General features: G+C 66.5%; 26 protein-coding genes. 12 read left to right on the top strand and 14 right to left on the bottom strand.

Going from position 1 to position 22999, the window contains the following annotated elements; genetic code table 11:
* Positions 1 to 134: 134 nt before the first annotated feature.
* The 6 genes from WFK61_RS19485 (at position 135) to WFK61_RS19460 (ending at position 5177) form a co-directional block, all read left to right on the top strand.
* The gene (locus WFK61_RS19485) at positions 135 to 1154 is read left to right on the top strand and encodes an NADP-dependent oxidoreductase (protein ID WP_336813745.1); all 1020 of its coding nucleotides are present in this window, start codon (positions 135 to 137) and stop codon (positions 1152 to 1154) included.
* 84 nt (positions 1155 to 1238) lie between these two features.
* Complete coding sequence (lgt, locus tag WFK61_RS19480; protein WP_336813744.1) at positions 1239 to 2093, top strand: prolipoprotein diacylglyceryl transferase; 855 nt, start codon at positions 1239 to 1241, stop codon at positions 2091 to 2093.
* Positions 2090 to 3181 (top strand): class I SAM-dependent methyltransferase, encoded by a 1092-nt coding sequence (locus WFK61_RS19475; protein WP_336813743.1) that lies wholly within the window; start codon positions 2090 to 2092, stop codon positions 3179 to 3181. Before lgt ends, WFK61_RS19475 begins: the two co-directional genes overlap by 4 nt.
* Before the next feature lie 44 nt (positions 3182 to 3225).
* A complete protein-coding gene (gene pgeF, locus WFK61_RS19470; protein ID WP_336813742.1) occupies positions 3226 to 3990 on the top strand; it encodes a peptidoglycan editing factor PgeF in 765 nt (254 codons plus the stop codon).
* Between the two features lie 138 nt (positions 3991 to 4128).
* Positions 4129 to 4413: a hypothetical protein gene (locus WFK61_RS19465; RefSeq protein ID WP_336813741.1), complete on the top strand. Its 285-nt coding sequence runs from the start codon at positions 4129 to 4131 to the stop codon at positions 4411 to 4413.
* Between the two features lie 134 nt (positions 4414 to 4547).
* The gene (locus WFK61_RS19460; RefSeq protein WP_336813740.1) at positions 4548 to 5177 is read left to right on the top strand and encodes a 2-hydroxychromene-2-carboxylate isomerase; all 630 of its coding nucleotides are present in this window, start codon (positions 4548 to 4550) and stop codon (positions 5175 to 5177) included.
* Between the two features lie 2 nt (positions 5178 to 5179).
* On the opposite strand, the gene WFK61_RS19455 is transcribed toward WFK61_RS19460, so the two are convergent.
* Both WFK61_RS19455 and WFK61_RS19450 read right to left on the bottom strand, forming a co-directional pair.
* Positions 5180 to 5926, bottom strand: a complete 747-nt coding sequence (locus WFK61_RS19455) for an SDR family oxidoreductase (protein WP_336813739.1) — start codon at positions 5924 to 5926, stop codon at positions 5180 to 5182.
* A complete protein-coding gene (locus WFK61_RS19450; RefSeq protein WP_336813738.1) occupies positions 5919 to 6713 on the bottom strand; it encodes a glycosyltransferase family 2 protein in 795 nt (264 codons plus the stop codon). Before WFK61_RS19450 ends, WFK61_RS19455 begins: the two co-directional genes overlap by 8 nt.
* Before the next feature lie 373 nt (positions 6714 to 7086).
* On the opposite strand from WFK61_RS19450, the gene WFK61_RS19445 reads away from it, so the two are divergent.
* Entirely contained in the window at positions 7087 to 7764 is a 678-nt protein-coding gene (locus WFK61_RS19445) for an outer membrane protein (RefSeq protein ID WP_336813737.1), read from the top strand.
* 159 nt (positions 7765 to 7923) lie between these two features.
* Here WFK61_RS19445 and WFK61_RS19440 read toward each other — a convergent pair whose 3' ends face one another.
* The 4 genes from WFK61_RS19440 to WFK61_RS19425 all read right to left on the bottom strand — a co-directional run bounded on the left by WFK61_RS19440 (position 7924) and on the right by WFK61_RS19425 (position 10618).
* The gene (locus WFK61_RS19440; protein WP_336813736.1) at positions 7924 to 8526 is read right to left on the bottom strand and encodes a glutathione S-transferase; all 603 of its coding nucleotides are present in this window, start codon (positions 8524 to 8526) and stop codon (positions 7924 to 7926) included.
* Positions 8527 to 8564: 38 nt separating this feature from the next.
* A complete protein-coding gene (locus tag WFK61_RS19435; RefSeq protein ID WP_336813735.1) occupies positions 8565 to 9416 on the bottom strand; it encodes a 23S rRNA (adenine(2030)-N(6))-methyltransferase RlmJ in 852 nt (283 codons plus the stop codon).
* Positions 9417 to 9479: 63 nt separating this feature from the next.
* The gene (locus tag WFK61_RS19430; protein WP_442896340.1) at positions 9480 to 10142 is read right to left on the bottom strand and encodes a ribonuclease T2 family protein; all 663 of its coding nucleotides are present in this window, start codon (positions 10140 to 10142) and stop codon (positions 9480 to 9482) included.
* A gap of 17 nt (positions 10143 to 10159) precedes the next feature.
* Entirely contained in the window at positions 10160 to 10618 is a 459-nt protein-coding gene (locus WFK61_RS19425) for a hypothetical protein (RefSeq protein ID WP_336813733.1), read from the bottom strand.
* Between the two features lie 185 nt (positions 10619 to 10803).
* Here WFK61_RS19425 and WFK61_RS19420 point away from each other — a divergent pair, with 185 nt between their 5' ends.
* A complete protein-coding gene (locus WFK61_RS19420; protein ID WP_336813732.1) occupies positions 10804 to 11436 on the top strand; it encodes a pyridoxamine 5'-phosphate oxidase family protein in 633 nt (210 codons plus the stop codon).
* A gap of 24 nt (positions 11437 to 11460) precedes the next feature.
* Here the strand turns inward: WFK61_RS19420 and WFK61_RS19415 are convergent, their stop codons facing one another.
* Positions 11461 to 12363, bottom strand: coding sequence for a DMT family transporter (locus tag WFK61_RS19415; RefSeq protein ID WP_336813731.1), 903 nt, complete (start codon positions 12361 to 12363; stop codon positions 11461 to 11463).
* Between the two features lie 136 nt (positions 12364 to 12499).
* On the opposite strand from WFK61_RS19415, the gene WFK61_RS19410 reads away from it, so the two are divergent.
* Together WFK61_RS19410 and WFK61_RS19405 are read left to right on the top strand one after the other, a co-directional pair.
* Positions 12500 to 12823: a metalloregulator ArsR/SmtB family transcription factor gene (locus WFK61_RS19410; protein ID WP_336813730.1), complete on the top strand. Its 324-nt coding sequence runs from the start codon at positions 12500 to 12502 to the stop codon at positions 12821 to 12823.
* Entirely contained in the window at positions 12820 to 13374 is a 555-nt protein-coding gene (locus WFK61_RS19405) for an SRPBCC family protein (RefSeq protein WP_336813729.1), read from the top strand. Before WFK61_RS19410 ends, WFK61_RS19405 begins: the two co-directional genes overlap by 4 nt.
* On the opposite strand, the gene WFK61_RS19400 is transcribed toward WFK61_RS19405, so the two are convergent.
* From WFK61_RS19400 to WFK61_RS19385, 4 genes are all read right to left on the bottom strand, one after another.
* A complete protein-coding gene (locus WFK61_RS19400) occupies positions 13375 to 13899 on the bottom strand; it encodes a winged helix DNA-binding protein (protein ID WP_336813728.1) in 525 nt (174 codons plus the stop codon). It abuts the gene before it with no gap.
* A 165-nt stretch (positions 13900 to 14064) separates the two neighbouring features.
* A complete protein-coding gene (locus WFK61_RS19395; RefSeq protein ID WP_336813727.1) occupies positions 14065 to 15060 on the bottom strand; it encodes a TRAP transporter substrate-binding protein in 996 nt (331 codons plus the stop codon).
* 35 nt (positions 15061 to 15095) lie between these two features.
* Entirely contained in the window at positions 15096 to 16406 is a 1311-nt protein-coding gene (locus WFK61_RS19390; protein WP_336813726.1) for a TRAP transporter large permease, read from the bottom strand.
* Between the two features lie 4 nt (positions 16407 to 16410).
* Positions 16411 to 16959: a TRAP transporter small permease gene (locus WFK61_RS19385; RefSeq protein ID WP_336813725.1), complete on the bottom strand. Its 549-nt coding sequence runs from the start codon at positions 16957 to 16959 to the stop codon at positions 16411 to 16413.
* A gap of 223 nt (positions 16960 to 17182) precedes the next feature.
* Between WFK61_RS19385 and WFK61_RS19380 the strand changes: the two genes are divergently transcribed.
* Positions 17183 to 20782, top strand: coding sequence for a hydantoinase B/oxoprolinase family protein (locus WFK61_RS19380; RefSeq protein ID WP_336813724.1), 3600 nt, complete (start codon positions 17183 to 17185; stop codon positions 20780 to 20782).
* Between the two features lie 33 nt (positions 20783 to 20815).
* On the opposite strand, the gene WFK61_RS19375 is transcribed toward WFK61_RS19380, so the two are convergent.
* Positions 20816 to 21241, bottom strand: a complete 426-nt coding sequence (locus WFK61_RS19375) for a type II toxin-antitoxin system VapC family toxin (protein ID WP_336813723.1) — start codon at positions 21239 to 21241, stop codon at positions 20816 to 20818.
* Complete coding sequence (locus WFK61_RS19370) at positions 21238 to 21483, bottom strand: type II toxin-antitoxin system VapB family antitoxin (protein ID WP_336813722.1); 246 nt, start codon at positions 21481 to 21483, stop codon at positions 21238 to 21240. The genes WFK61_RS19375 and WFK61_RS19370 overlap by 4 nt, the downstream gene beginning before the upstream one ends.
* Before the next feature lie 189 nt (positions 21484 to 21672).
* Here WFK61_RS19370 and WFK61_RS19365 point away from each other — a divergent pair, with 189 nt between their 5' ends.
* Entirely contained in the window at positions 21673 to 22368 is a 696-nt protein-coding gene (locus WFK61_RS19365; protein ID WP_336813721.1) for an SDR family oxidoreductase, read from the top strand.
* Between the two features lie 12 nt (positions 22369 to 22380).
* Here the strand turns inward: WFK61_RS19365 and WFK61_RS19360 are convergent, their stop codons facing one another.
* Positions 22381 to 22998 (bottom strand): LysE family translocator, encoded by a 618-nt coding sequence (locus tag WFK61_RS19360; RefSeq protein ID WP_336813720.1) that lies wholly within the window; start codon positions 22996 to 22998, stop codon positions 22381 to 22383.
* Position 22999 lies beyond the last annotated feature (1 nt).

Raw genomic sequence — 22999 nt, 5'->3', positions numbered from 1 at the left:
CAAAGTCCGGCGTTGTCATGTCGTCGACGCGTTTGCGTCGGCTGCGAATGCAGGGCGAGGGGACTGCCGTTCGCTTCGGGCCGGGCCAATATGAGGGAACTGGCCTGCGCCATTCACTCCGAGGATCGAAACCCATGTCCCAGTCCGACAGCGTTCGCATCGTTCTCGCTTCCCGGCCCGAAGGGCGTCCGAGCCCGCAGAACTTCCGGCTGGAGCATGCCGCGATTCCGGCGCCCGCCGAGGGGCAGGTGCTGCTCAAGATCCTCTATCTCTCGCTCGACCCTTACATGCGCGGGCGGATGAGCGCGGCGAAGTCCTATGCCGCTGCGACCGAGATCGGGCAGCCCATGGAAGGCGGCACCGTCGGCGAGGTGATCGAGAGCCGTGATCCGGGCTTCCAGCCGGGCGATATCGTGCTCTCGCATTCCGGCTGGCAGTCCCATGCGGTGGCCAATGCCGCGCAGCTGCGCAAGCTCGATCCGAACGCCGCGCCGCTGACGACCGCGCTTGGCGTGCTCGGCATGCCCGGCTTCACCGCCTATGCCGGTTTGCTCACCATCGGTCAGCCCAAGCCCGGCGAGACGGTCGTGGTCGCGGCGGCGAGCGGGCCGGTCGGCTCGGCCGTGGGGCAGATCGCCCGGATCAAGGGCGCGCGGGCGGTCGGCATTGCCGGCGGCCCCGAGAAATGCGCCTTCGTGCGCGACACCTTCGGTTTCGATGCGGTGATCGACCATCGCGATCCCGACATGGCGGCCAAGCTGGCGGCGGCTTGTCCTGACGGCATCGACGTTTATTTTGAGAATGTCGGCGGCCATGTCTGGGATGCGGTCTTCCCGCTGCTCAACACCTTCGCGCGCATTCCCGTCTGCGGCCTCGTCGCGCATTACAATGCAAGCGGCGAATTCCCGGGGCCGGACCGCTTGCCGGGCATGATGCGGCAGGTGCTGTCGAAGAGCCTGACCATCCGCGGCTTCATCCAGCGCGAATTCGCGGCGGCGCAGGGGCCGATCTTCCGGGAGGAGATGGCGCGCTGGATCGCGGAGGGCGCGGTCAAGTACAAGGAAGACATCGTCACCGGGCTGGAAAACGCGCCCGAGGCCTTCATCGGCCTGCTGGAGGGCCGGAATTTCGGCAAGCTGATCGTCAAGCTCTAAGCGCAGGCGCCACGCGCCAGCCTTTTTCCTTGACCATTCAGCGGGCGCGCGGCCATCTCGCCGCGCCTGCCACCGGACTTCGCCATGCCCGTCTTCGCCATTCCTTTCCCGATGATCGACCCCGTCGCGGTGCAGCTCGGGCCGCTCGCGATCAAATGGTACGGGCTTGCCTATGTCGTCGGCCTGCTCGGCGGCTGGTGGTATGCGCGCAAGCTCGTCGGCGCCGATGGCCTGTGGGGTGGGCGGGCGCGGCCTCAAGCCATCGAACTCGACGACATGCTGCTCTTCGTCGCCTTCGGCGTCGTGCTCGGCGGGCGCATCGGCTTCGTGCTGTTCTACGATCTCGCTCGCTATCTCGAACGCCCGCAGGACATCTTCGCGATCTGGCAGGGGGGCATGTCCTTCCATGGCGGCCTGATCGGCGCGACGCTCGGCCTGTGGCTCTTCGCCAAGCGGCGCGGCTATCCGGCGCTGTCGGTGTTCGATCTCGCGGCGGCGGTGGTGCCGATCGGGCTCCTGCTCGGGCGCATCGCCAATTTCATCAATGGCGAGCTCTGGGGCCGGCCGGCGCCCGATTTTCCCTATGCCATGGTCTTCCCGAATGGCGGGCCGCTGCCGCGCCATCCGAGCCAGCTCTACGAGGCCTTTGGCGAGGGGCTGCTGCTCTTCATCCTCGTGAACCTGCTGGTCCGCTTCGGCGGCTTCCGGCGGCCGGGCTTCGTCGCCGGCGTCTTCGGCATGGGCTATGCGGTCGCCCGGATCGTCTGCGAATTCTTCCGTGAGCCCGATCCGCAGCTCGGCTTCCTGTTCGGGACGTCGGTCGATGCGCTCTCGGGCGGCATCACCATGGGCATGCTGCTCTCGCTGCCGGTGTTCTTCGCCGGCCTGTGGCTGGTTCTGCGCAGCAGGCGCGAAGTGCCGGGCGAGGCGCGGGCGTGACCACGCTCAAGGCCGAGATCGTCGAGCTGATCCGGCAGGAGGGGCCGATCGGCATCGGCCGTTACATGGCGCTGGCGCTCGGCCACCCTCGCCATGGCTATTACATGACGCGCGATCCGCTGGGGGCCGGCGGCGACTTCACCACGGCGCCCGAGATCAGCCAGATGTTCGGCGAGCTGGTCGGGCTCTGGGCGGCCCATGCCTGGCAGGCGATGGGCGCGCCGGCGCGGTTCCGCCTGATCGAGCTCGGACCCGGACGCGGCACGCTGATGGCCGACATGCTGCGGGCGACGCGGATCGTGCCCGGCTTCCATGCGGCACTCTCCGTTCATCTCGTCGAGACCAGCCCTGTGCTGCGTGGACGGCAGGCTGCGGCGCTGAAAGGCTTCGAGCCGGTCTGGCATGACACGGTTGCCGGCGCGCTCGATGGTCCGGTGATCGCGGTTGCCAACGAGTTCCTCGACGCCCTGCCGCTCGACCAGTTCGTGATGACGCCCGAGGGCTGGCGCGAGCGGCTGGTGGGGCTTGGCGATGACGGCGATCTCGCTTTCGGTCTTGCCGCAGCTGGCGAGGAGATCTTGAGAATCGCGGCTCCGGCCGGTTCCGTGTTCGAGCAGCCTGCCATTGCGCTCGACATCGTCGCACAGCTCGCCGGGCATATCGCTTCGGCTGGCGGGGTGGCGCTGTTCATCGATTACGGCTCGGCGAGCTCGGGCTTCGGCGACACGCTGCAGGCGATGAAGCGGCATGAATTCGTTGCCCCGCTCGCGGAGCCCGGCGAGGCGGATCTCACCGTCCATGTCGATTTCGAGCGAGCGGGGCAGGCTGCCTTGAAAGCCGGCGCTGCGCTGCACGGGCCGACGACGCAGCGTGATTTCCTGCTGGCACTCGGGCTGCCGCAGCGGGCGCAGGCGCTGTCGCTCAAGGCGAGCGCCGACCAGCGCGTCGCGATCTCCGATGCCTTCGATCGCCTGATCGCGCAGGGCGAGACCGGCATGGGCGATTTGTTCAAGGTTCTCGCGTTATCGCAGCGGAACCTGTCGCCCTTGCACGGATTTGACCTTCATCGGCTGCCAGATCGGGGCTGAACCCAGCGGAGCCGCTCGCGGCTGCGCGCAACCGGACCTGCTTCATGTTCATTACCGCCCGCGAACTCGCCGGAGAAGCCGGTATCCGTCACGCCTTCTTCACCCGCGAAGGCGGCGCCTCGACCGGAATCTATGCGTCGCTGAACGGCGGGCTCGGTTCTGCCGACGATCCGGCGGCGATCGCGGAGAATCGGGCACGGATGGCGCGCCATCTCGAAGTCGCGCCGGAGAATCTGATCAGCCTCTATCAGGTCCATTCCGCCGATGTGGAAGTCGTAACCGGCCCCTGGCCGGGCGATCGCCCGAAGGCCGATGCGATGGTGACCACCGCCTCGCATGTCGCGCTCGGCGTCTCCACCGCCGATTGCGGGCCGATTCTCTTCGCCGATGGCGAGGCGCGGGTGATCGGCGCCGCCCATTCCGGTTGGAAAGGCGCCTTCACCGGCATCGTCGGCGCGACGGTGACGGCGATGGAGAAGCTCGGTGCCCGGCGCGAGCGCATCACCGCCGTGCTCGGCCCGACGATCAGCGCCAAGGCCTATGAGGTCGGGCCGGAATTCATCGAGCGCTTCAAGGCCGAGAACCGGACCTATGCGCGCTTCTTCACGCCGTCCGAGCGTGCCGCGCATGCGATGTTCGACCTGCCGGCCTTCATCGGGCTCAAGGCGCAGGAGGCGGGAATCGGCCGCTTCGTCGACATGGGCCTGTGCACCTATGGCGACGAGCAGCGCTTCTTCAGCTATCGGCGCACAACCCATCGCGGCGAGCCCGATTACGGCCGCCTGATCGCGGCGATCGCTCTCGACTGAGCAGATTGCGGTTGACGGAGCGGTGCGGCGGCTTGTCGCACGGCTCCGGCAGGAGCATCGTTCCCCTGGCCGGGGAAACGCATCGCTTCCTTCAGGCACGTGTTCTTCGGGCGATGCATCGAGATGCAGGGGGCCGAGATGGAACAGCTTCTGATGAACCTGATCGCGGGTGCGATCGGCGGCAACGCGGCCGGCAAGGCCAGTCCGAGCTTCGATCTCGGCACGCTCGGCAATACGATTTCCGGTCTCGTCGGTGGTGGCGTGCTCGGGCAGCTGATCCCGATCCTGCTGCCGGCGATCAGCGCGGCGGCGCAGGGCGGCAATCTCAGCGTCGGCGGAATCCTGACCAATCTGATCTCGGGTGGCGCCGGCGGCGCGATTCTCACCGCGATCATCGGGGCGCTGAAGAACAAGGCCGCCTGACCGGCCTCTGGCGGTTTCCGTAAGGTCTCGGCTCCTCGCGGAGCCGGGCTGCATATGGCGCACGGCTGCGGCCTTGCACGAAGGGCCGGGCGGCGGCGATGCTTGCGCTGTCTGCAAAAGCCCGCGAGGCGATCTTGTCCCGTTCGATCACCTATTACTTCTCGCTGCATTCGCCCTGGACCTATCTCGGCAATGCGGCCTTCCATGAGATCGCTCGCCGCCATGGCTGCGGCATCGACTACCGGCCGATGCCATTGCGCTCGGTGTTCGATGAGACCGGCGGCCTGCCGCTGCCGAAGCGGCATCCGGTCAGGCAGCGCTATCGGCTGCTCGATCTCCAGCGCTGGCGCGCGGCGCGGGGCCTGCCTCTGGTGCTGCAGCCGAAGCATTTTCCGTTCGATCCGTCCTTGGCCGATCGCATGACGATCGCGATCCGGGCCAAGGGCGGCGATCCCTTCGCCTTCATCAGCGATGTGATGGCCGGCTTGTGGGCGCGGGACGAGGACATGAGCCATCCAGAGGCGCTGCTCGCCTGCGCGACACGGGCGGGGCTCGACGGGGCGGCTTTGCTCGACGCGGCCGAGGGCGCTTCGGTCAAGCTGCGCTATGAGGAGACATTGGGCCAGGCCGTCGAGGCCGGCGTCTTCGGGGCGCCGAGCTATGTGCTCGATGGCGAGGTGTTCTGGGGGCAGGACCGGCTCGATCTGCTGGATGCGGCGCTGGCCAGCGGCCGCGCGCCTTATCGAGCGGAGGGCGCTGTCTAGGATCAGCCGATGATGTCGGGCGTACGCCAGCCGAGATGCTGGCCGGCATCGACCGCGATCATCTGGCCGGTCACGGAACTGGCCCGCGCGAGATAGAGCACCGCTTCGGCGATCTCCTCGGGCGCGATCCTGCGCCCGAGCAGGGTGCCCGCGGCTTCCTGCTCCAGCCGGTCGGAGCCGTCATAGCTGTTCGGGAAGGTCGGGCCGGGGCCGACGGCATTGACGCGGATGCGCGGGGCCAGCGCCTGGGCCAGGGTCCGGGTCGCGGTGAGCAGCGCGGCCTTGGTCAGGGTGTAGGAGTAATATTGCGGCGTCAGCTTCCAGACGCGCTGGTCGACGATATTGACGACGGCGCCTGTCGCGCCGGCCGGCAGGCGCTCCGCCATGATGCCTACCAGCTGGGACGGGGCGCGCAGGTTGATCGAGAACTGACGGTTCCAGGTGGCGATATCGAGCGAGCGGACATCGTCGGCAACGAAGCTCGCGGCATTGTTGACGAGGAGCGTCACCGGGCCGAGCGCTTTTTCCGCTGCGGGAATCAGGGTTGCTACCGCTGCCGGATCGACGAGATCGGCGCTCAGGAGGCAGGCCTTCGCTCCGCTGGCCTCGAGCGTTCTCAAGAGAGCTTCGGCATCACCGCGGCTGTTGCCGTGGTGGATCGCCACGGCATAGCCGGCGCTCGCCAGCTTCTCGACGATGGCGCGGCCGATTCGGCGGGCGCCGCCCGTGACGAGCGCGACCTCAGCCATTGCGACCGTCGCGATTTGCGGAAGCGCGCCGCTGCAGGCGGCGTTCCCAGTGCTTGGCGACGCGCAGATAACGATAGAAGGCGTAGTTCATCGCGGTCATGAAACCATAGATGCCGCGCAGCGCGTGACGGCGCCCGATATAGGCCTTCAGGAAATTGGCGGGAAACTCCGCGACCAGCCGGAAAACGGAAAGCGTGCCGCCGCGCGCGTCGAGATCGTCGGCCTGCGCATCGCTATAGGCATTGAGCTTGTCCATCTGCTCACCGAGCGAGCGGACGGAGAAATGATGCACCGTGCCACGCAGGCGGCCGACGCGGGCGTCCGGCGCGAGATCGACGCGGTCATGGACGGGGGAGGGCGAGTAGCGGCCCTTGCTCTTGCGATAGAGGCGCACGGGCGCCAGCGCATACGCGAATCGATGCGGCGCGCCCTCGCCGGGAAAGATCTCGGCGATTCTGATCTTGTAGGCGTCCTTCGGCGGGGCGCCGGTGGCGAAGAGCGAGGCAATCTCCGCGGCGAGATCGGGCGGGACGACCTCGTCGGCATCGAGATTGAGCAGCCAGTCGTGGCGGCATTGGTCCTCGGCGAAGCGCTTTTGCTGGCCATAGCCCGGCCAAGCATTGAATATGACGCGCGCACCGAGCGACTCGGCCAGAGCCTGGGTGCCGTCGCTCGATCCGGAATCGACGACGACGATGTCGTCACTGAGCGCTCGCGCGGCTTCGATCGTCCGGCCGATCCGGTCCGCCTCATTCTGGGCAATAATGAAAATCGAGAGGGGCGGCACGGTTCTTCTTCGATTCCTGTCGTCTCAAGGCTTAAGCACGCGCGGGGCGGAGCGGCAAGGCAGGCGAAAAAAGCCGCGAGTGCGGCGGGAACCTTTGGAAAGCCCTCGCGTTTGTAGGCCGGGCCACGTTCCTGAGTCCCTTGGTTGCCGAATTACTGTTAGTATTCGATTTACCATGGTGGCTAGTCGCTGGTTGGTTAACCTGTTTTTACCTATTTGCGTTCAGTTATCGCATTCGTGCCGCATTTCTGCCGCGGTCTGCAAGGCAGATGTGCTTCCGATGCAACAGACAAAGCCGGCTCCCCGTCTTATAACGGGTCCATCGAAATCACCCGCCGGGTTCCCGGCGACAGCGACGACTAAGGAGTTTGTCATGAAGAAGTATCTGCTTGCGAGCGTTGCCGCGCTCGGCCTCGTCGCCGCTGGCGCCGCCTCTGCCGCTGATCTGCCGTCCCGCAAGGGCCCGGTTGCGGCTCCGGTCTACGTTCCCGCCTTCACCTGGACCGGCTTCTACGTCGGCGCCAACGCCGGCTACGCCTGGGGCAACGTGAACACCAGCAACGGCTGGGGCTGGGGTGGCCGTACGACCACGGTCGGCGATCTCGACGGCTTCGTCGGCGGTGGCCAGGTTGGCTACAACTACCAGATGGGCCAGTTCGTCCTCGGCCTCGAGGCTGACCTCCAGGGCGCTGACCTTAACACCGGCCGCAACATCTACGGCGATCGCGTCAAGACCGAGTACTTCGGCACCGTCCGTGCCCGCGTCGGCGTCGCCTTCGACCGGTTCCTGCCCTACGTCACCGCTGGTTGGGCTTACGGCAACGTGAAGACCTCGTTCAGCGACATCGCTGGCAACATCTACTCGAGCGACAACTCGCACACCGCTGGTTACGCCATCGGCGCGGGCATTGAGTACGCTGTCACGAACAACATCGTCGCTGGCGTCGAGTACCTCTACGTCGACCTGGGCGACAAGCGCGTCCTCGGCAGCAACGTGAAGCTCGGCACCGACTTCTCGGTCGTCCGCGCCCGTCTCAGCTACAAGTTCTGATCCTCTCCTTCCGGAGACAGAACGGACCCGGTGGCTTCGGCCACCGGGTTTTTTGTTGCCCGGATGGCGGCCGTGGCCAACAGAACAAGCATGAAAAAGCCGGTGACCAAGGTCACCGGCTTTGCCGTTGGAGCGTTGCTGCTGCGGAGGCTGTTTCGATCAGCCCTTGAAACGGGTCGTCTCGAAGGCGGGAACGCGGGCGGCGAAATCATCGAGCCAGGCGACGAGCTTCGGATGGTCGGCGCGCCATTTACCCTCGAAGCGCAGATCGAGATAGCCGAGTGCGCAGGCAAGCGCGATCTCGCCGACGCGCGGGCGGTCGGGGAAAGTGGGCGGCGCCGCTTCGAGCGCGGCCAGTCCGCGCACGACCTTTCCGTCCTGATGCGCGACCCAGTTGGCGTTGCGCGCTTCCTCCGGGCGGAAGCGTCCCTCATAGACCTTGAGCAAGGCTGCATCGCAGATGCCGTCGGCGAGAGCCTGCAACCGCAACTGGACGAAGCGCGCCTCGCCGCCCGGAATCAGCTTTCCGCCGCTGAGATGGTCGAGATAGTCGAGGATGACGCGCGAATCGAACAGCGTCGTGCCGTCTTCCAGCACCAGCGTCGGGATCTTGCCGAGCGGATTCTGCTGGCGCAGGACCTCGGCCGGGTCGGTAGTATCGGCCGCGACGATCTCGATCTTGTCCATCAGCCCGAATTCGAGGGCCGCCATCTTGACCTTGCGGCCGAACGGGGAGGCGGGTGAGGAGCGCAGGACGAGCATCGACGGGTATCCTTGAGGCAGGGCGGAGAAGCAGTCGATCAGCCGTCGGGGCGGATCGCCTCGCAGTGATAGCGCGGGCGCGGTCCCTGGGCGAGCCGCTCGGTCAAGGCAGGGAGCAGGATTTCAGCCTCCTCGGCCAGCGTCCAGGGCGGGTTCGCGATCAGCAGGCCGGTGGCGCTGAGGCCACCGGCCGCTTCCGGGCGGTCGACATCCATTTCGAGGCGCAGAAGCCGGCCGATCCCGGCATCGAGCACCGCATCCATCAGCGATCCGATGCCACTGCTGCCCTTGATCGGATACCAGAGGGCGTAGATTCCGGTCGGCCATTTGCGATGCGCTGCGATGAACTGGTCGGCGAGCGTCGCGAACTCGTCCTTCTCCTCGAAGGGCGGATCGATCAGGACGAGGCCGCGGCGCTCCTTCGGCGGCACATTGGCCCGCAAGGCCGTCCAGCCGTCGATGGCGAGCGGCTTGCAGCGCCTGTCCTTGCCGATTGCTTCGACGAGCTTCTTGTAGGTCGGCGGATGGAGTTCGGCCGCGACCAGCCGATCGTCCGGCCGCATCGCGTGGCGGCAGAGCCAGGGCGAGCCGGGATAGGCGCCGGCGCCGTAGAGCGCGCGGGCGCCTTCCAGAGCAGCGCGATAGGGCGCGAGCAGGGTCTCGACCGCCGGGGAAAGAGGCGAGCGGTCGATCCGCGCGACGCCGTCCTTCCATTCATGGGTCCGCAGCGCCTCTTCCGAGTCGAGGTCATAGCGGCCGCTGCCGGCATGGGTGTCGATGATGCGGTAGGGCGTCGGCTTGGCGTTGAGATGCAGCAGGATGCGCGTCAGAACGACATGCTTCAGCACATCGGCGAAGTTTCCGGCGTGGAAGCCATGGCGATAGTTCATGAAGCCGTTGGTAGAGGAAGCCGCTCCCGACCGGAAGCGGCAAATTCCAGCCGGATTCGGCTTTCAGCGCGGCGCGACGACGGTGAACTCGCGGGCGCGGCAGCCGGAGCGGTCGACCTGCTGGCAGGAGCGGAAATCGCGGAGGTCGCGGGTGAAGCAGATCTTCACCTCCTGCAGCACGCCGCGCTTGCAGGCGACCGACATCATGTCCGGGCGCAGGCCGGGATTGGCGGCGGCGAAGGCGCGTTCGAGGTCGATCGCGGTCCAGGTCTGGTCGCGGTCCGCCTTGGCCAGGACCGGCGGGATCACGACCTTTTCGCGGGCGCGGCGGACATCGCGGAAATAGTCGCTCGGGCTGGAGCCGGTACAGGTGCCGTGCTTGCGCCACTGGTAGCGGGCGAGGCCCTCGGTCGGGAACAGGCCTTCGGCCTGCTCCATCGCGATCCGCGACGGCGAGCGCCCGGCCGGGCCGCATTCGCTGGGATAGCCGCGCTCGTTCTGCGGCCAGAGGCCGTGCACGACGAAACGCAGGCCGGCGCCCTCACCGCATTGCTCGCGATTGCGCGAACGGTCCCCGTCGAGCTCGCAGAAGCCCGGCGACCAGGACAGGGCCAGCACGTAGAAGTCGAAATCGCCCGGCGTGCCGCCGCGCTGGCCGAAACCCTGCGCGTGGCCGGCTCCGGCCAAGCCGAACAGCGCCAGAGCCGCGACCAACAGCCGCTTCATCATCGGAGAGCCTGCGATCAGGGGCGTGCCATCTTGCAGTCGGGCGCGTGGGTGCGCTGCCGGTCGAGCCCGTTGACGCACCAGTTGACGTTCCAGGTCAGGCCGAAGAGGCCGAGATTCTCGCGCACCGAGTAATCGACGCGGCGGAACTTGCCGTCGTTGAGCAGAACGCGGCCGCTGCAGAAACGCCGCGGGATGAAATCGTCGCCCCAGCTGCGAAAGCCGATCTGCCCGATGCGGTCATAGGAGACAGCCTGGAGCGGACCCCAGAACGTGCTCTCGCGCGAATTGAAGCGGTTGGTGACCTCGCTCAGCACGGCCGGATCGTCGCAGCCGGGAAGATTCCCGTACATCGCGAAGGTGCGGTTCTCCGCCCGGTCCAGCGGATGGACAAGGCGGCCATTCGCTGCGCTGGCCGCGAAGCCCGCGAGGCAGGCGATGGAAACAAGGGCGGTTCGCAGCAGGGCGCGGCGCATCGAATCAGGCCTCGTATGAGAGGGCGAAGATGCGGCGCACGATGGCGATGTGCCGGTCACCGGTCAAGGCGCATGCGCGCGACAAGGTGCCATGCGGACAAAGGCGGGCCGGCAGAAACCTCCCGCGCTGGCGCGGGGGGCCTTAATCGGACAGATTGGCGACAGAAACACGGGGAAACGACACCATGGACTGCTTCGACGATCCGACGGCGCGCATCGAGGACGCGGACGCCCTGCGTGGCCATATCGGCCCCGTGCATCCGCTGGCGACGGGCAAGGTGCTGCGCCGGCTCGACCAGTTCTGCAAGGACTTCATCGCGCTCTCGCCCTTCCTCGTGCTGGCGAGCAGCGATGCGCAGGGCAATGCCGATGCCAGCCCGCGCGGCGACGGGCCGGGCTTCGTGCGCGTGCTCGACGACAAGACCCTGCTGATCCCTGATCGGCGCGGCAACAACCGGGTCGATTCACTGGGCAACATCATGTCGGCGCCGGGCGTCGGGCTCGTTTTCATGGTGCCGGGCATTCCGGAGACCCTGCGGGTTAACGGCAAGGGGCGGGCGACGCGCGATGCGGAGCTTCTGGCTCCCTCCGCGATGCAGGAGCGCGCGCCGGTTACGGGCCTGATCGTCGAGGTCGAGGAAGCCTATTTCCATTGCGGCAAGGCGCTGATCCGCTCGAAGCTGTGGGATCCGGCGACGCAGGTGCCGCGCCACTCCTTCCCGACGCTCGGCCGCATCATTGCCGACCAGACCAAGGCGGTCGATGGCGACGAGGCCGATCGCAATCTCGAGGAAGGCTATCGCACGCGCCTCTATTGAGGCCGTGCGGGGTCGGCGTTCCCGTCAGGGTGCGCCGGCTCCGGTCGCCTCGAGCACGGCGGGCGCCGCGGCAGCCTTGCGTTCGAGGATGAGCAGGATGAGGCCCGCCGCCACGATCAGCGCCGCGCCGCAGAGCATGGCCGGCGTCGGCCAGTCGCCGAAGATGAACCAGCCGAAGACCAGCGCCCAGACGATCAGGGTGTATTGATAGGGCACGACGACCGAGGCTTCCGCGAGCTTGAGCGAGCGGGTGACGCAGATATGCGCGCCCATCGCGACGATGCCGAGCAGGCCGAGCAGGGCAGTATCTTTCAGGCTCGGCGTCACCCAGCCGAAGGGCAGCAGCGCCAGCCCCATCAGCAGGGCGCCGAGCGTCTGCCAGGCGACCAGCGTGACATCGGGCGTGCCGCGCAATTGGCGGCCGGCGATCATCATCGCGGCGAAGAGGAAGCTGCCGAGCAGCGCGATCAGCGCGGGCATCGACAGGCTGGCGCCGCTCGGATTGAGCGAGATCGCGACACCGGCGAAGCCCAGCGCGATGGCGAGCCAGCGCCGGCCGTCGATACGCTCGCCGAGCAGGAGCGCCGCGAGGATCACCACCCAGACCGGCGCGGCGAGCCAGATCGTCATCGTATCGGCGAGCGGCAGGTAGCTGACGGCCAGATAGAACAGCGCGACCTCGCCCGAGCTGAACAACACGCGCAAGGCCTGCAAGCCGGGGCGCTCCGGCCGCAATGTCCGCTGCACGCCCTGCTTGAAGACGAAAGGCAGGATGACGACGAGCGCGGCGAGGCTACGCACCACCAGCAGCTGGCCGACCGTGTAGGTCGCGACCAGCCATTTGCCCATCACGTCGTTGAGCGAGAACAGCAGGATGCCGAGCAGCATCATGGCGATGCCGGCGAGGGATGCGTTGCGGGCGGTCATGGCAGGCGAAAGGGTTCCAAAGGCGCGCCACCTCTGGCGGAGACCGGCGCGCGTGGCAATCCGCGTTTCCGCATGCCCCCATGAACACCAAATATTAAGTATTGACTTAATTAAGTGAATTGCGAAATTATGGACCATGGATCGTTTCGCCGCCCTTGCCGACCCGACACGTCGCAGCATCGTCGAGATGCTGGGCGAGCGGGCGCTGTCGGCGGGAGAGATCGGCGCCCGCTTCAGCGCTAGCGCTCCGGCGATCTCGCAGCATCTCAAGGTGCTGCGCGAGGCGGGGCTGGTCACGGTGGAAGCCCGGGGGCAGCAGCGGATCTACCGGCTCGATCCGGCGGGACTCGAAGCGTTCGACGCCTGGCTCGGCAAGGTCCGGCGCTTCTGGGGCCGCCATCTCGATATCCTCGAACAGGAACTCGCAAAGCCCGAACCGGGCGAGGGAGAGACCCGATGAACGAATATGGCGTCGTATTGGAAAGCGGCGCGGTGCGCTTCGAGCGCCTGCTGCCGGGGCCTGTGGAACGGGTCTGGTCTTACCTCACCGAGTCGGAGAAGCGCGGGCAATGGCTGGCCTCGGGCACCTTCGACCTCAGGGCCGGTGGCCGTACGGAGATGCTGTTCAAGCATTCTGACATCACCGACGAGGCGCCGCCGGAAGCCTATCGCGAGGTGCATGAGAACGGCGTGCGCTCGACCGGCACGATCACCCGCTATGAGCCGCCGCGGATCATCGCCTTCACCTGGGGCGGGGACGGCGAGCCGGAATCGGAGGTCGAGTTCGAGCTCGTGCCGAAGGGCGAGAAGGTCCTGCTGGTGCTGACGCATCGCAAGCTGGCGAACAAGGCGGAGATGACCAGTGTCTCCGGCGGCTGGCACATGCATCTCGGCCTGCTGGAGGATGCGCTCACGGGCGCGCCGCGGCGCGGGTTCTGGTCGCGTTTCGCGGCGCTCGATGCTGAATACGCCGCGCGTTACGCCGACCTGCCCGAGCCGGGCAAAAGCTGATCAGAGGCTCGCCGCCGCGCGCGCCGCCTGGTCGTACTGGCCGGAGAGCGAGCGCATCGCAGCGGCGATCTCGGAGAGGCGGGCCGGGTCGGCGCCGGTGGCGCGAACGGATTTGACCAGGAGCTGCTCACGGATCTGGGCATAGCGCCGGCAGGCTTCCTCGCCGGCCGGCGTGACCTCGACGGTCTTCTCCTTGCCCTTGCGGCCACCCTTGAGCAGCTTCAGCCGTTCCAGCTTCTTCAGCGAATAGTTCACCAGATGCGTGTCCTCGATATTGAGGACGAGGCAGATATCGGCGAGGCGCTTGGCCTTGCCGCGGTGATTGACGTTGTGCAGCACAAGCACGTCGAGCGGCGAGAGATCGGCGATGCCGGCCGCCGCCATGCAGCGGATCATCCAGCGCTGGAAAGCATGCACCGTCATGCTCAGGGCGAACTCGAATTCCGAGAGCGCCGGCAGGGCGCCCGAGGCGAGATGGCCGGAGGAGACGATCGGGCCGAGGTCTTCGGGCGGAGGAGAGGTCATCGAGCTCGATCATCCTGAGTGATAATGCGGGTCATCCCGGACAAGCCGCGTCAGCGGCGCCGATCCGGGATCCATGCCTGAACGGTTCCGGCATGGATCCCGGGTCTCCCTCCGGGCGCCCGGGATGACCGCGCTTTTGATAGAAGCGTGAGGGGGCCGCTCGCCTCACATCTTCTTGTAGGCGTCGACGATGGCCTGGCCTTCGGCGCCGGCCTTCTTCAGCCAGTCGGCGGTGAGCTGCTCGCCGGCCTTCTTGAAGCCGGCGGCGAGCGCGGGCGAGGGGGCCTGCACCTTCATGCCCTTGGCCTTGAGCTGGTCGAGATACCAGCCGGCCTTCTCCTGCCACATCTTCCAGCCGCGCTCCTCGGCGGCGGCCGCAGCCTTCAGGATCGCGTCCTGCGTCGCCTTGTCGAGGCTATTGAAGGCGGCCTTGTTGACGAAGGTTGCGTCCTTCGGGATCCAGGCCTGCGTGTCGTAGAAATGGGTCAGCGATTCCCAAACCTTCGAATCGTAGCCGGTGCCGCCCGACGACATGAAGGAATTGACCACGCCGGTGGCGAGCGCCTGCGGCAGCTCCGCCGCCTGGATCGTGACCGCCTGCATGCCGAGCAGTTCGCCGAGACGGGCGGTGCCGACATTATAGGCGCGCCATTTCAGGCCCTTCATGTCCTCGATCGTGTTGATGTCCTTCTTGGCGTAGACGCCCTGCGGCGCCCACGGAACCATGAAGAGCAGCTTGATGCCCTGCGCGTCGAGCTTCTTCTCGATCGCCGCCTTCGAGGCCGTATAGAGCTTGCGGGAATCGGCGAAGGATGTCGCCAGGAACGGCACGACGTCGATACCGAAGATCGGGTCCTCGTTCTCGTGGTTCGACATCAGAATCTCGCCCATCTGGGCCTGGCCGGTCTGGACGGCGCGCTTGATCTCGGGCGCCTTGAACAGGGCCGCGTTGGCGTGGACGGTGATCTGGAGCTTTCCGCCAGTCGCCGCCTCGACGTCCTTGGCGAAGAGGACGAGGTTTTCCGTGTGCGGGTTATCGGACGGATAGGCGTTGGGCAGGTTCCATTTGGTCTGCGCCGAGGCCGAGGCGGCACCGAGCGTCAGGGCGGCGGCAGCGACGCCGGCGATCAGAAAGCCCTTGATGAAGTCCTTGCGATACATGGTCTTGTCTCCGTTCCCTTGGTTTTGATGCGGTATCATTGAGGCGGAAAGGCCATCTGAGGCAAGACCATCACGATCTGCGGGAAGACCGTGATGATCGCGACGGCTGCGACCAGCAGGAAGAAGAACGGCAGCGCCGCCAGCGCGACCGTGTTCGAGTCCTTGCCGGACATCGTCTGCAGCACGAAGAGATTGAAACCGACCGGCGGCGAAACCTCGGCCATCTCGACGATCAGCACGAGGAAGATGCCGAACCAGACGAGGTCGAAGCCGGCCGCCTTGATCATCGGGATGACGATGGCGGTGGTCAGCACGATCATCGAGATGCCGTCGAGCGCGGCGCCGAGGATGATGTACATCACCGTCAGCGCGGCGATCAGGGCGTAGGGCGACAGGTGCAGCGAGTCGACCCAGGCCGCCAGCGCCGCCGGGATGCCGGTATAGGCCATCGAGGTCGACATGAAGGAGGCGCCGGCCAGGATCAGCATGATCATGCAGGTGATCCGGGTCGTGCCCATCACGCTCTGCCAGAAGGCTTCCTTCGTGAGGGAGCCGGACCACCAGGCGATGCCGAAGGAGCCGAGCACGCCCCAGGCGGCGCATTCGGTCGCCGTCGCCCAGCCCAGCAGGAGCGAGAGGAAGACCAGCAGGATCAGCAGCATGCAGGGGATGAGCTGCGCCGATTCCTTCAGCTTCTCGCGCAGCGGCATCTTGGCCTCGCGCGGCGGCGACTGCTCGGGATGCAGCAGGTGCCAGACGATGATGTAGCCGGAATAGAGCGCCATCACGAGCAGGCCCGGCAGGAAGCCGGCGAGGAAGATCTGGATGATCGAGACGTTGGCCGCCACCGCATAGACCACCATGGTGATCGAGGGCGGGATCAGGATTCCGAGCGTGCCGGCCCCGGCCAGCGAGCCGAGCGAGAGCTTCTCGTTGTAGCCGCGCTTCTTCAGCTCCGGCAGGGCGATCTTGGCGACGGTGGCGCAGGTCGCGGCGGAAGAGCCGGAGACCGAGCCGAAGATGCCGCAGGCCAGCACGTTGACGTGCATCAGGCGCCCCGGCAGCCAGTTGAGCCAGGGGGCGAGGCCGCGGAACATCTCCTCGGAGAGTTTCGTCCGGTACAGGATCTCGCCCATCCAGATGAAGAGCGGCAGCGCGGCCAGCGTCCAGGAGGCGCTGTTGCCCCAGATGGTCGTCGCCAGCACGGAGCCGGCGGGAATGCCGCCGCCGACGAACTGCATCGCCACCCAGCCGCAAGCCATCAGCGAGATCGCGATCCAGACGCCGCCGGCGAGGAAGACGGCGAGCAGGAGCAGGAGAAGCCCGGAGATTTCGATCATGGCCATGGCTTCAGACTCCGCTCGCCATGGCGCGCTCGACGATTTCCTCGTCCGATTTCGCGGGGGGCTTCTCGTAGCGCGGCTCCTGGCCGCGGATCACGACATGGACGAACTCGTCGAGCATCGCGATGAACAGGATGATCAGGCCGCCGGAGTAGCCGAGCTGCGGAATCCAGAGCGGCATCGGCACGACGCCGCCGGCGACATCGTTAAACTGCCAGGACTGCCAGGTCATGATCGCGGCATGCCAGGCGAAGAAGCCGGAGAAGCCGAGGCCGAGGACCAGCGAGAACACCTCGAAGACCCAGCGCTTGCGGCCCTGGAAGCGGTCGATCAGCAGGCCGACGCGGATCATGTCGCCGGACTTGAAGGTGTGGGCGAGGCCGAGGAAAGCCATTGCGGCCATGCACCAGGAGGTGAAATCGTCGCCGGCCGGGATGTTGAGGCCGATCTCGCGGCCGACCGACATGACCATCATCAGCACGAAGATCGCGATTAGGAAAACGCCGGCCGCGTAGCCGGCCCAGAGATAGAGCGCATCGAGCGTGCGGCGGATCATGGGGCGAGGCGCTCCCACAGAATGGGAGCGCAGTCGCGCCCGGTTGCCAGGATTGCTCGCATCGTCGCATCCTCCGCTTTCGCGCCGGCCCGGCCCCTCAGCCATGTTCCAGCCACAATCGGGATCGTAGCCGGCAGAATCGCCTTGTCAACAACTCATCGACGATTTATCGATGATTTGTCGTTGTCGGGCGATCCCGGCTTGTCCAAGGGGGAGAGGGTCTATGTCGGCGGCTCATTGGGACTTCTGGATCGATCGCGGCGGCACCTTCACCGACGTGATCGGCCGCGATCCGGCTGGCAATCTCCATGCCAGAAAGATGCTCTCGGAAAATCCGGGCGCCTATCGCGACGCGGCCGTGCAGGGCATCCGCGAGCATCTCGGGCTGAAGACGGGCGAGCCGATCCCGACCGGGACCATCGGCGAGGTGCGCATGGGCACCACCGTCGCCACCAACGCATTGCTGGAGCGCAAGGGCGACCGCACGCTGCTGGTGACGACCAAGGGTTTCCGTGATGCGCTGCGTATCGGCTATCAGGCCCGGCCGGACATTTTCGCCAAGCAGATCATCCTGCCTGAGGCCCTGTACGAAGCGGTCGAGGAGATCGACGAGCGCGTACTGGCCGACGGCACGGTCGAGCGCGGGCCCGATGAGGCGGCGATCCGCAGCGCCTTGCAGGCGCAGTATGATGCCGGCTTCCGCACCGTGGCGATCGTCTTCATGCATGGCTATCGCTACGCCGCGCATGAACAGGTCGCGGCTCGGATCGCGCGCGATATCGGCTTCCCGCAGGTTTCCGTCAGTCACGAGGTCTCGCCGCTGGTGAAGCTGGTCGGGCGCGGCGACACCGCTGTGGTCGATGCCTATCTCTCGCCCATCCTGCGCCGTTATGTGCAGCAAGTATCGGAAGAACTCGACGTCGCCCGCACCGGCGCGCGCCTGATGTTCATGATGTCCTCGGGCGGGTTGACCGCAGCCGAGCTGTTCCAGGGCAAGGACGCGATCCTGTCCGGCCCGGCCGGCGGCGTCGTCGGCCTCGCCGAGACCGGCCGCTCGGCCGGGTTCGACAAGGTGATCGGCTTCGACATGGGCGGCACCTCGACCGACGTCGCGCATTTCGACGGCGAGTATGAGCGCGCCTTCGAGACCGAGGTTGCCGGCGTGCGCATGCGCGCGCCGATGATGCTGATCCACACGGTCGCGGCCGGCGGCGGCTCGATCCTGCATTTCGATGGCAGGCGCTTCCGGGTCGGGCCGGATTCGGCCGGCGCCAATCCGGGCCCGGCTGCCTATCGCCGCGGCGGGCCGCTCGCGGTGACTGACGCCAATGTCATGGTCGGCAAGCTGATCCCGTCCTATTTCCCGGCGATCTTCGGGCCGAACCAGAACGAGCTGCTCGATGTCGGCATCGTCCGCAACAAGTTCGCGGTGCTGGCGGCCGAGGTCGGCGACGGGCGCAGCCCCGAGGAGGTCGCAGACGGCTTCATCCAGATCGCCGTCGCCAACATGGCCGAGGCGATCAAGAAGATCTCGGTGCAGCGTGGCTACGACATCACGCGTTATGCGCTGAACTCCTTCGGCGGGGCCGGCGGGCAGCATGCCTGCCTCGTGGCGGATGCGCTCGGCATCAAGACCGTGCTGCTGCACCCATTTTCCGGGCTGCTTTCGGCCTATGGCATGGGCCTCGCCGAAATCCGCTCGACGCGGACATCGGCGCTGGATGTCGCGCTCGATGGCGAGGCCAAGGCCGCGATCGAGGCGGTGGCGGCCAAGCTTGCCGCCGATGCCAAGGCTGAGGTCGCAGGGCAGGGCGTCGCAGAGGGCGATATCGCGATCCATGTGCGCGCCCATATCCGCTATTCCGGCACCGATACCGCGATCGCGGTCCCGGCCGGCACGCGGGCGGTGATGCAGGAGGCCTTCCAGACCGCGCACAAGGCGCGCTTCGGTTTCATGGACGAAACCAAGGCGCTGGTCGTCGAGGCGGTCGAGGTCGAGGCTGTCGGCGGCGGCGCGAAGTTCGAGGAGGCTGCCGGGTCCGAGCAGGCGGGCGAGTCGATCGCTGCCAAGCGCACGCGCTTCTTCGCCAAGGGCCAGTGGCATGATGCGGCGATCGTGCGGCGCGAGGCGATGAAGCCCGGCCAGAGCGTTGCCGGCCCCGCCATCATCATCGAGCCGAACCAGACCGTCGTGGTCGAGGAGGGCTGGAGCGCCAAGCTCACGGCCCGAGACCATCTCGTGCTCGTCCGCGTCAAGGCGCTGATCCAGCAGGCCGCGATCGGCACCAAGGCCGATCCGGTGATGCTCGAGATCTTCAACAACCTGTTCATGTCGATCGCCGAGCAGATGGGCGTGACGCTGCAGAACACCGCCTATTCCGTGAACATCAAGGAGCGGCTCGACTTCTCCTGCGCCGTCTTCGACCAGACCGGTGCGCTCGTCGCCAATGCCCCGCATATGCCGGTGCATCTGGGCTCGATGGATCGCTCGGTCGAGACCGTGATCGCCAACAACCCGGTGATCAAGCCGGGCGATGTCTATTGCCTGAACGCCCCCTATAACGGCGGCACGCACCTGCCGGACATCACGGTCTGCACGCCGGTCTTCGACCCCGAGGACAAGGATATCCTGTTCTGGGTGGCGAGCCGCGGCCACCACGCCGATGTCGGCGGCACGGCGCCGGGCTCGATGTCGCCGCTCGCGACCAATATCGAGGAAGAGGGCGTCTATATCGACAATTTCAAGATCGTCGATCAGGGCCGCTTCTGCGAGGAGGAGCTGGTCAAGCGCCTGACCGGCGCGCGCTATCCCGTCCGCAACGTCGTGCAGAACGTCAACGACCTGAAGGCGCAGATCGCCGCCAACGAGAAGGGGCTGGCCGAGCTGAAGAAGATGATCGGCTCTTTCGGCCTCGATGTCGTGCAGGCCTATATGGGCCATGTCCAGGACAACGCGGCCGAGAGCGTGGCGCGGTTGCTCACCAAGCTGCACGATTCCGAGTTCACCTATCCGATGGATCAGGGCTGCGCGATCAAGGTGAAGATCACCATCGATCGCGAGAAGCGCGAGGCGACGGTCGATTTCACCGGCACTTCCGAACAGCGCTCGGACAATTTCAACGCCCCGGCTCCGGTGACGCGAGCCGCGGTGCTCTATGTCTTCCGCGTGATGGTCGACGACGCGATCCCGATGAATGCCGGCTGCCTCAGGCCGATCAGGATCGTGGTGCCGGAGGGCTCGATGCTGGCACCGCGCTATCCGGCGGCGGTCGTCGCGGGCAATGTCGAGGTGTCGCAGGCGGTGACGAACACGCTGTTCGGCGCGCTCAAGGCGATGTCCTGCTCGCAGGGCACGATGAACAACCTGACCTTCGGCAACGACCAGTATCAGTATTACGAGACGATCTGCTCGGGCTCGCCGGCGGGCCCCGGCTTCAACGGCACGTCCGGCGTGCATGTCCACATGACCAATTCGCGCCTGACCGACCCGGAAATCCTGGAGACGCGCTTCCCGGTCGTGCTGGAGGATTTCCACATCCGCAAGGGCTCGGGCGGCAAAGGCGAATGGTCGGCCGGCGACGGCACCTCGCGCACCATCCGCTTCCGCGAGACGATGGATTGCGCGATCCTGGCCTCGCATCGCCGGGTCCGGCCCTTCGGCGTCGATGGCGGCGAGGCGGGCGAGCTTGGCAAGACGCTGGTGCGCCGGCTCTCGGGCGCGGTCGAGGAGCTGAAGCCCTCCGACCAGACCCTGCTCCAGGCCGGCGAGGCGGTGACCGTGATCACGCCGACGGCCGGTGGATACGGCAAGGCGAAGGGCTGACAGGATCCGGCTGATATTGGCGTAGCGCCGGTATCAGCCGAGATCGGTCTCTATGAAGTCGTTGCCCTTGTAGATCAGGGCGGCGCCATGCTCCCTGGTGCAGGCATAGGCGAAGCAGTCGCCGAAGTTCAGCGCGGCTGCACTGCCGACGGCGCGGCTATAGCGTTTGGCGGCTTCCAGAGCGGCCGCGCCGATTGCCGGAGTGATGGCGATTTCGTTGGCGGCAATATCCGCCACGAATTGCTGGACGGCCTGTTGCGCCAAGTCGATGAAGTGCGCGTCCAGCGTCTTTCCGGTTTCGCGAGCCTTTTTAGCGGCCAGCCCCATCGCCGCTTCGAACAGGCCGGTTGGCGAGACCAGAAACGGGCGTTCGGCGGTTTCGATGCGGGCAACGAGCGCATCGGCATCGCTTTCGCGGCCGAGGATCGCGACGATGGCCGAAGCGTCCAGATAGATCATGCATCGCCCCACAAGGCGTCGGTGAAGGATTTCAGGTCGAAATCGCTTGTCCCGCTGCCCATGGCATCGGCGAGGGCCAAGCTCTTGGTGAGCCGCTGACGCAGAGGGCGGGCCGCTTCGAGTCGGTCGAGCTCATGCTCCAGCGCCTGCCGTACCGCCTCGGTCTTCGTGCGCGTCCCGGTGATCCGCTGCAAACGGCCGGCGAGGGCGTCGACATCGTCGTCCCGAATGTAGAGCGGCATCGATGCCTCCATGTGAAACCCATGTGAACAATCACATATGGTAATTTGCATATTCACATGGAGATATTTGCATATTCATGCAAGCCAAAATCCAGATTCTGCAGGAGCCGCAGGATGCACTTGCGCGTCTGGTGGTTCCCCTCAGCCTCTTCGCCCGGCAAGCTCTTCAGCAGGATAAGGAGACCTCTCATGCCCCAGACCTGGATGATCACCGGTGCCAATCGCGGCATCGGACTTGCCATCACCATCGAATTGCTGCGCCGGGGCGACCGCGTGGTCGCGGCGGCGCGCAACCCCTGGGGCGGGGCGCTGGCTGAACTCGCGGCCGAGCATCCGGCGGCGCTGGCCCCGGTCGAACTCGACGTCACCTCCGATGCCAGCGTCGCGGCGGCCAGGGAGGCGCTGGCCGGGCAGCCGATCGACGTGCTCCTGAACAATGCCGGCCTCTATGGGCCGCGTGACCGGCAGAGCGGGCTTGAGGTCGATTTCGACGAATGGCGCGAGGTCTTCGAGGTCAATGTCTACGCGCCGATCCGGGTGGCGCAGGCCTTCCTGCCGAATGTCGAGGCGGGACAGGGCCGCAAGATCGCGACGATCTCGAGCCGCATGGGCTCGATCGCCGCCAATCCCGGCAATGCGCTGATCTACCGCTCGTCCAAGTCGGCGGTGAACATGGCCATGGTCGTCTTCGGCAACAGCGTGCGGGCGCGCGATGTCAGCGTGATGCTGTTCCATCCCGGCTGGGTCCAGACCGATATGGGCGGCAGCGGCGCCGACATCACGCCGGCCGAGAGCGCCAATGGCCTGATCCGCACCATAGACGCCTCGGGCATGGCGGAAACCAACAGCTTCCGCGACTATACCGGCGAAAAGATCGCCTGGTGAGGGCAGACGGCCTCAGTTCGCCCGCGTCGAGGCGAGCCAGAGGCCGCCGCCGACCAGGAAGCCGCCGCTGAGCTTCGATAGCAGCCGGACGCGATTGCGGGACAGCAGATGGCCGGCCTTGCCGGAGAGTAGGGCATAGGCGCCGTCGCTGAGCGCCGCGAAGACCAGCGCGGTCGCGCCCATGATCGCGATCTGGGTGGCATGGTCGCGCGCGGGATCGAGGAACTGCGGGAAGAAGGCGCCGAAGAACAGCAGCGTCTTCGGGTTGCTGAGGGCGACCAGCGCGCCCTGCAGGAAGAAGCCGCCGCGCGGCGGCTTCGCCGGAGCTGTGCCGTCGAGATCGGCGCCGGCCGAGCGGAACATCTTCCAGCCCAGCCAGATCAGGTAGGCGGCGCCGGCCAGCCGCAGCCATTCGAAGCCGTGGCCGAGTGCCGCGACGACCGAACTCAGCCCGATACCGGCGACGAGAACCATGATGCCGAGTCCGAACTGTGTTCCTGCCACGTTGAGGAGGCCGGCGCGGGTACCGTGCTTCAGGCTGTTGGCGACGATCAGCGTAACCGTCGGCCCGGGAACGATGATGATGACGATGCAGGCGAGGAGATAGGCGGCATAGGTTTCGAGCGACATG

Origin of the sequence: Allobosea sp. MMO-172 (assembly GCF_037147855.1) — a bacterium.
In the GTDB taxonomy this organism is placed as follows: domain Bacteria; phylum Pseudomonadota; class Alphaproteobacteria; order Rhizobiales; family Beijerinckiaceae; genus Allobosea.
This window is presented reverse-complemented; position numbering and strand designations above follow the sequence as displayed.

Coding starts and splice junctions, on each gene's coding strand:
- WFK61_RS19485 (WP_336813745.1), top strand. CDS start 135: ATGTCCCAGTCCGACAGCGTTCGCATCGTTCTCGCTTCCCGGCCCGAA.
- lgt (WP_336813744.1), top strand. CDS start 1,239: ATGCCCGTCTTCGCCATTCCTTTCCCGATGATCGACCCCGTCGCGGTG.
- pgeF (WP_336813742.1), top strand. CDS start 3,226: ATGTTCATTACCGCCCGCGAACTCGCCGGAGAAGCCGGTATCCGTCAC.
- WFK61_RS19465 (WP_336813741.1), top strand. CDS start 4,129: ATGGAACAGCTTCTGATGAACCTGATCGCGGGTGCGATCGGCGGCAAC.
- WFK61_RS19455 (WP_336813739.1), bottom strand. CDS start 5,926: ATGGCTGAGGTCGCGCTCGTCACGGGCGGCGCCCGCCGAATCGGCCGC.
- WFK61_RS19445 (WP_336813737.1), top strand. CDS start 7,087: ATGAAGAAGTATCTGCTTGCGAGCGTTGCCGCGCTCGGCCTCGTCGCC.
- WFK61_RS19440 (WP_336813736.1), bottom strand. CDS start 8,526: ATGCTCGTCCTGCGCTCCTCACCCGCCTCCCCGTTCGGCCGCAAGGTC.
- WFK61_RS19435 (WP_336813735.1), bottom strand. CDS start 9,416: ATGAACTATCGCCATGGCTTCCACGCCGGAAACTTCGCCGATGTGCTG.
- WFK61_RS19430 (WP_442896340.1), bottom strand. CDS start 10,142: ATGAAGCGGCTGTTGGTCGCGGCTCTGGCGCTGTTCGGCTTGGCCGGA.
- WFK61_RS19425 (WP_336813733.1), bottom strand. CDS start 10,618: ATGCGCCGCGCCCTGCTGCGAACCGCCCTTGTTTCCATCGCCTGCCTC.
- WFK61_RS19420 (WP_336813732.1), top strand. CDS start 10,804: ATGGACTGCTTCGACGATCCGACGGCGCGCATCGAGGACGCGGACGCC.
- WFK61_RS19415 (WP_336813731.1), bottom strand. CDS start 12,363: ATGACCGCCCGCAACGCATCCCTCGCCGGCATCGCCATGATGCTGCTC.
- WFK61_RS19410 (WP_336813730.1), top strand. CDS start 12,500: ATGGATCGTTTCGCCGCCCTTGCCGACCCGACACGTCGCAGCATCGTC.
- WFK61_RS19405 (WP_336813729.1), top strand. CDS start 12,820: ATGAACGAATATGGCGTCGTATTGGAAAGCGGCGCGGTGCGCTTCGAG.
- WFK61_RS19400 (WP_336813728.1), bottom strand. CDS start 13,899: ATGACCTCTCCTCCGCCCGAAGACCTCGGCCCGATCGTCTCCTCCGGC.
- WFK61_RS19395 (WP_336813727.1), bottom strand. CDS start 15,060: ATGTATCGCAAGGACTTCATCAAGGGCTTTCTGATCGCCGGCGTCGCT.
- WFK61_RS19390 (WP_336813726.1), bottom strand. CDS start 16,406: ATGGCCATGATCGAAATCTCCGGGCTTCTCCTGCTCCTGCTCGCCGTC.
- WFK61_RS19385 (WP_336813725.1), bottom strand. CDS start 16,959: ATGATCCGCCGCACGCTCGATGCGCTCTATCTCTGGGCCGGCTACGCG.
- WFK61_RS19380 (WP_336813724.1), top strand. CDS start 17,183: ATGTCGGCGGCTCATTGGGACTTCTGGATCGATCGCGGCGGCACCTTC.
- WFK61_RS19375 (WP_336813723.1), bottom strand. CDS start 21,241: ATGATCTATCTGGACGCTTCGGCCATCGTCGCGATCCTCGGCCGCGAA.
- WFK61_RS19370 (WP_336813722.1), bottom strand. CDS start 21,483: ATGCCGCTCTACATTCGGGACGACGATGTCGACGCCCTCGCCGGCCGT.
- WFK61_RS19365 (WP_336813721.1), top strand. CDS start 21,673: ATGCCCCAGACCTGGATGATCACCGGTGCCAATCGCGGCATCGGACTT.
- WFK61_RS19360 (WP_336813720.1), bottom strand. CDS start 22,998: ATGTCGCTCGAAACCTATGCCGCCTATCTCCTCGCCTGCATCGTCATC.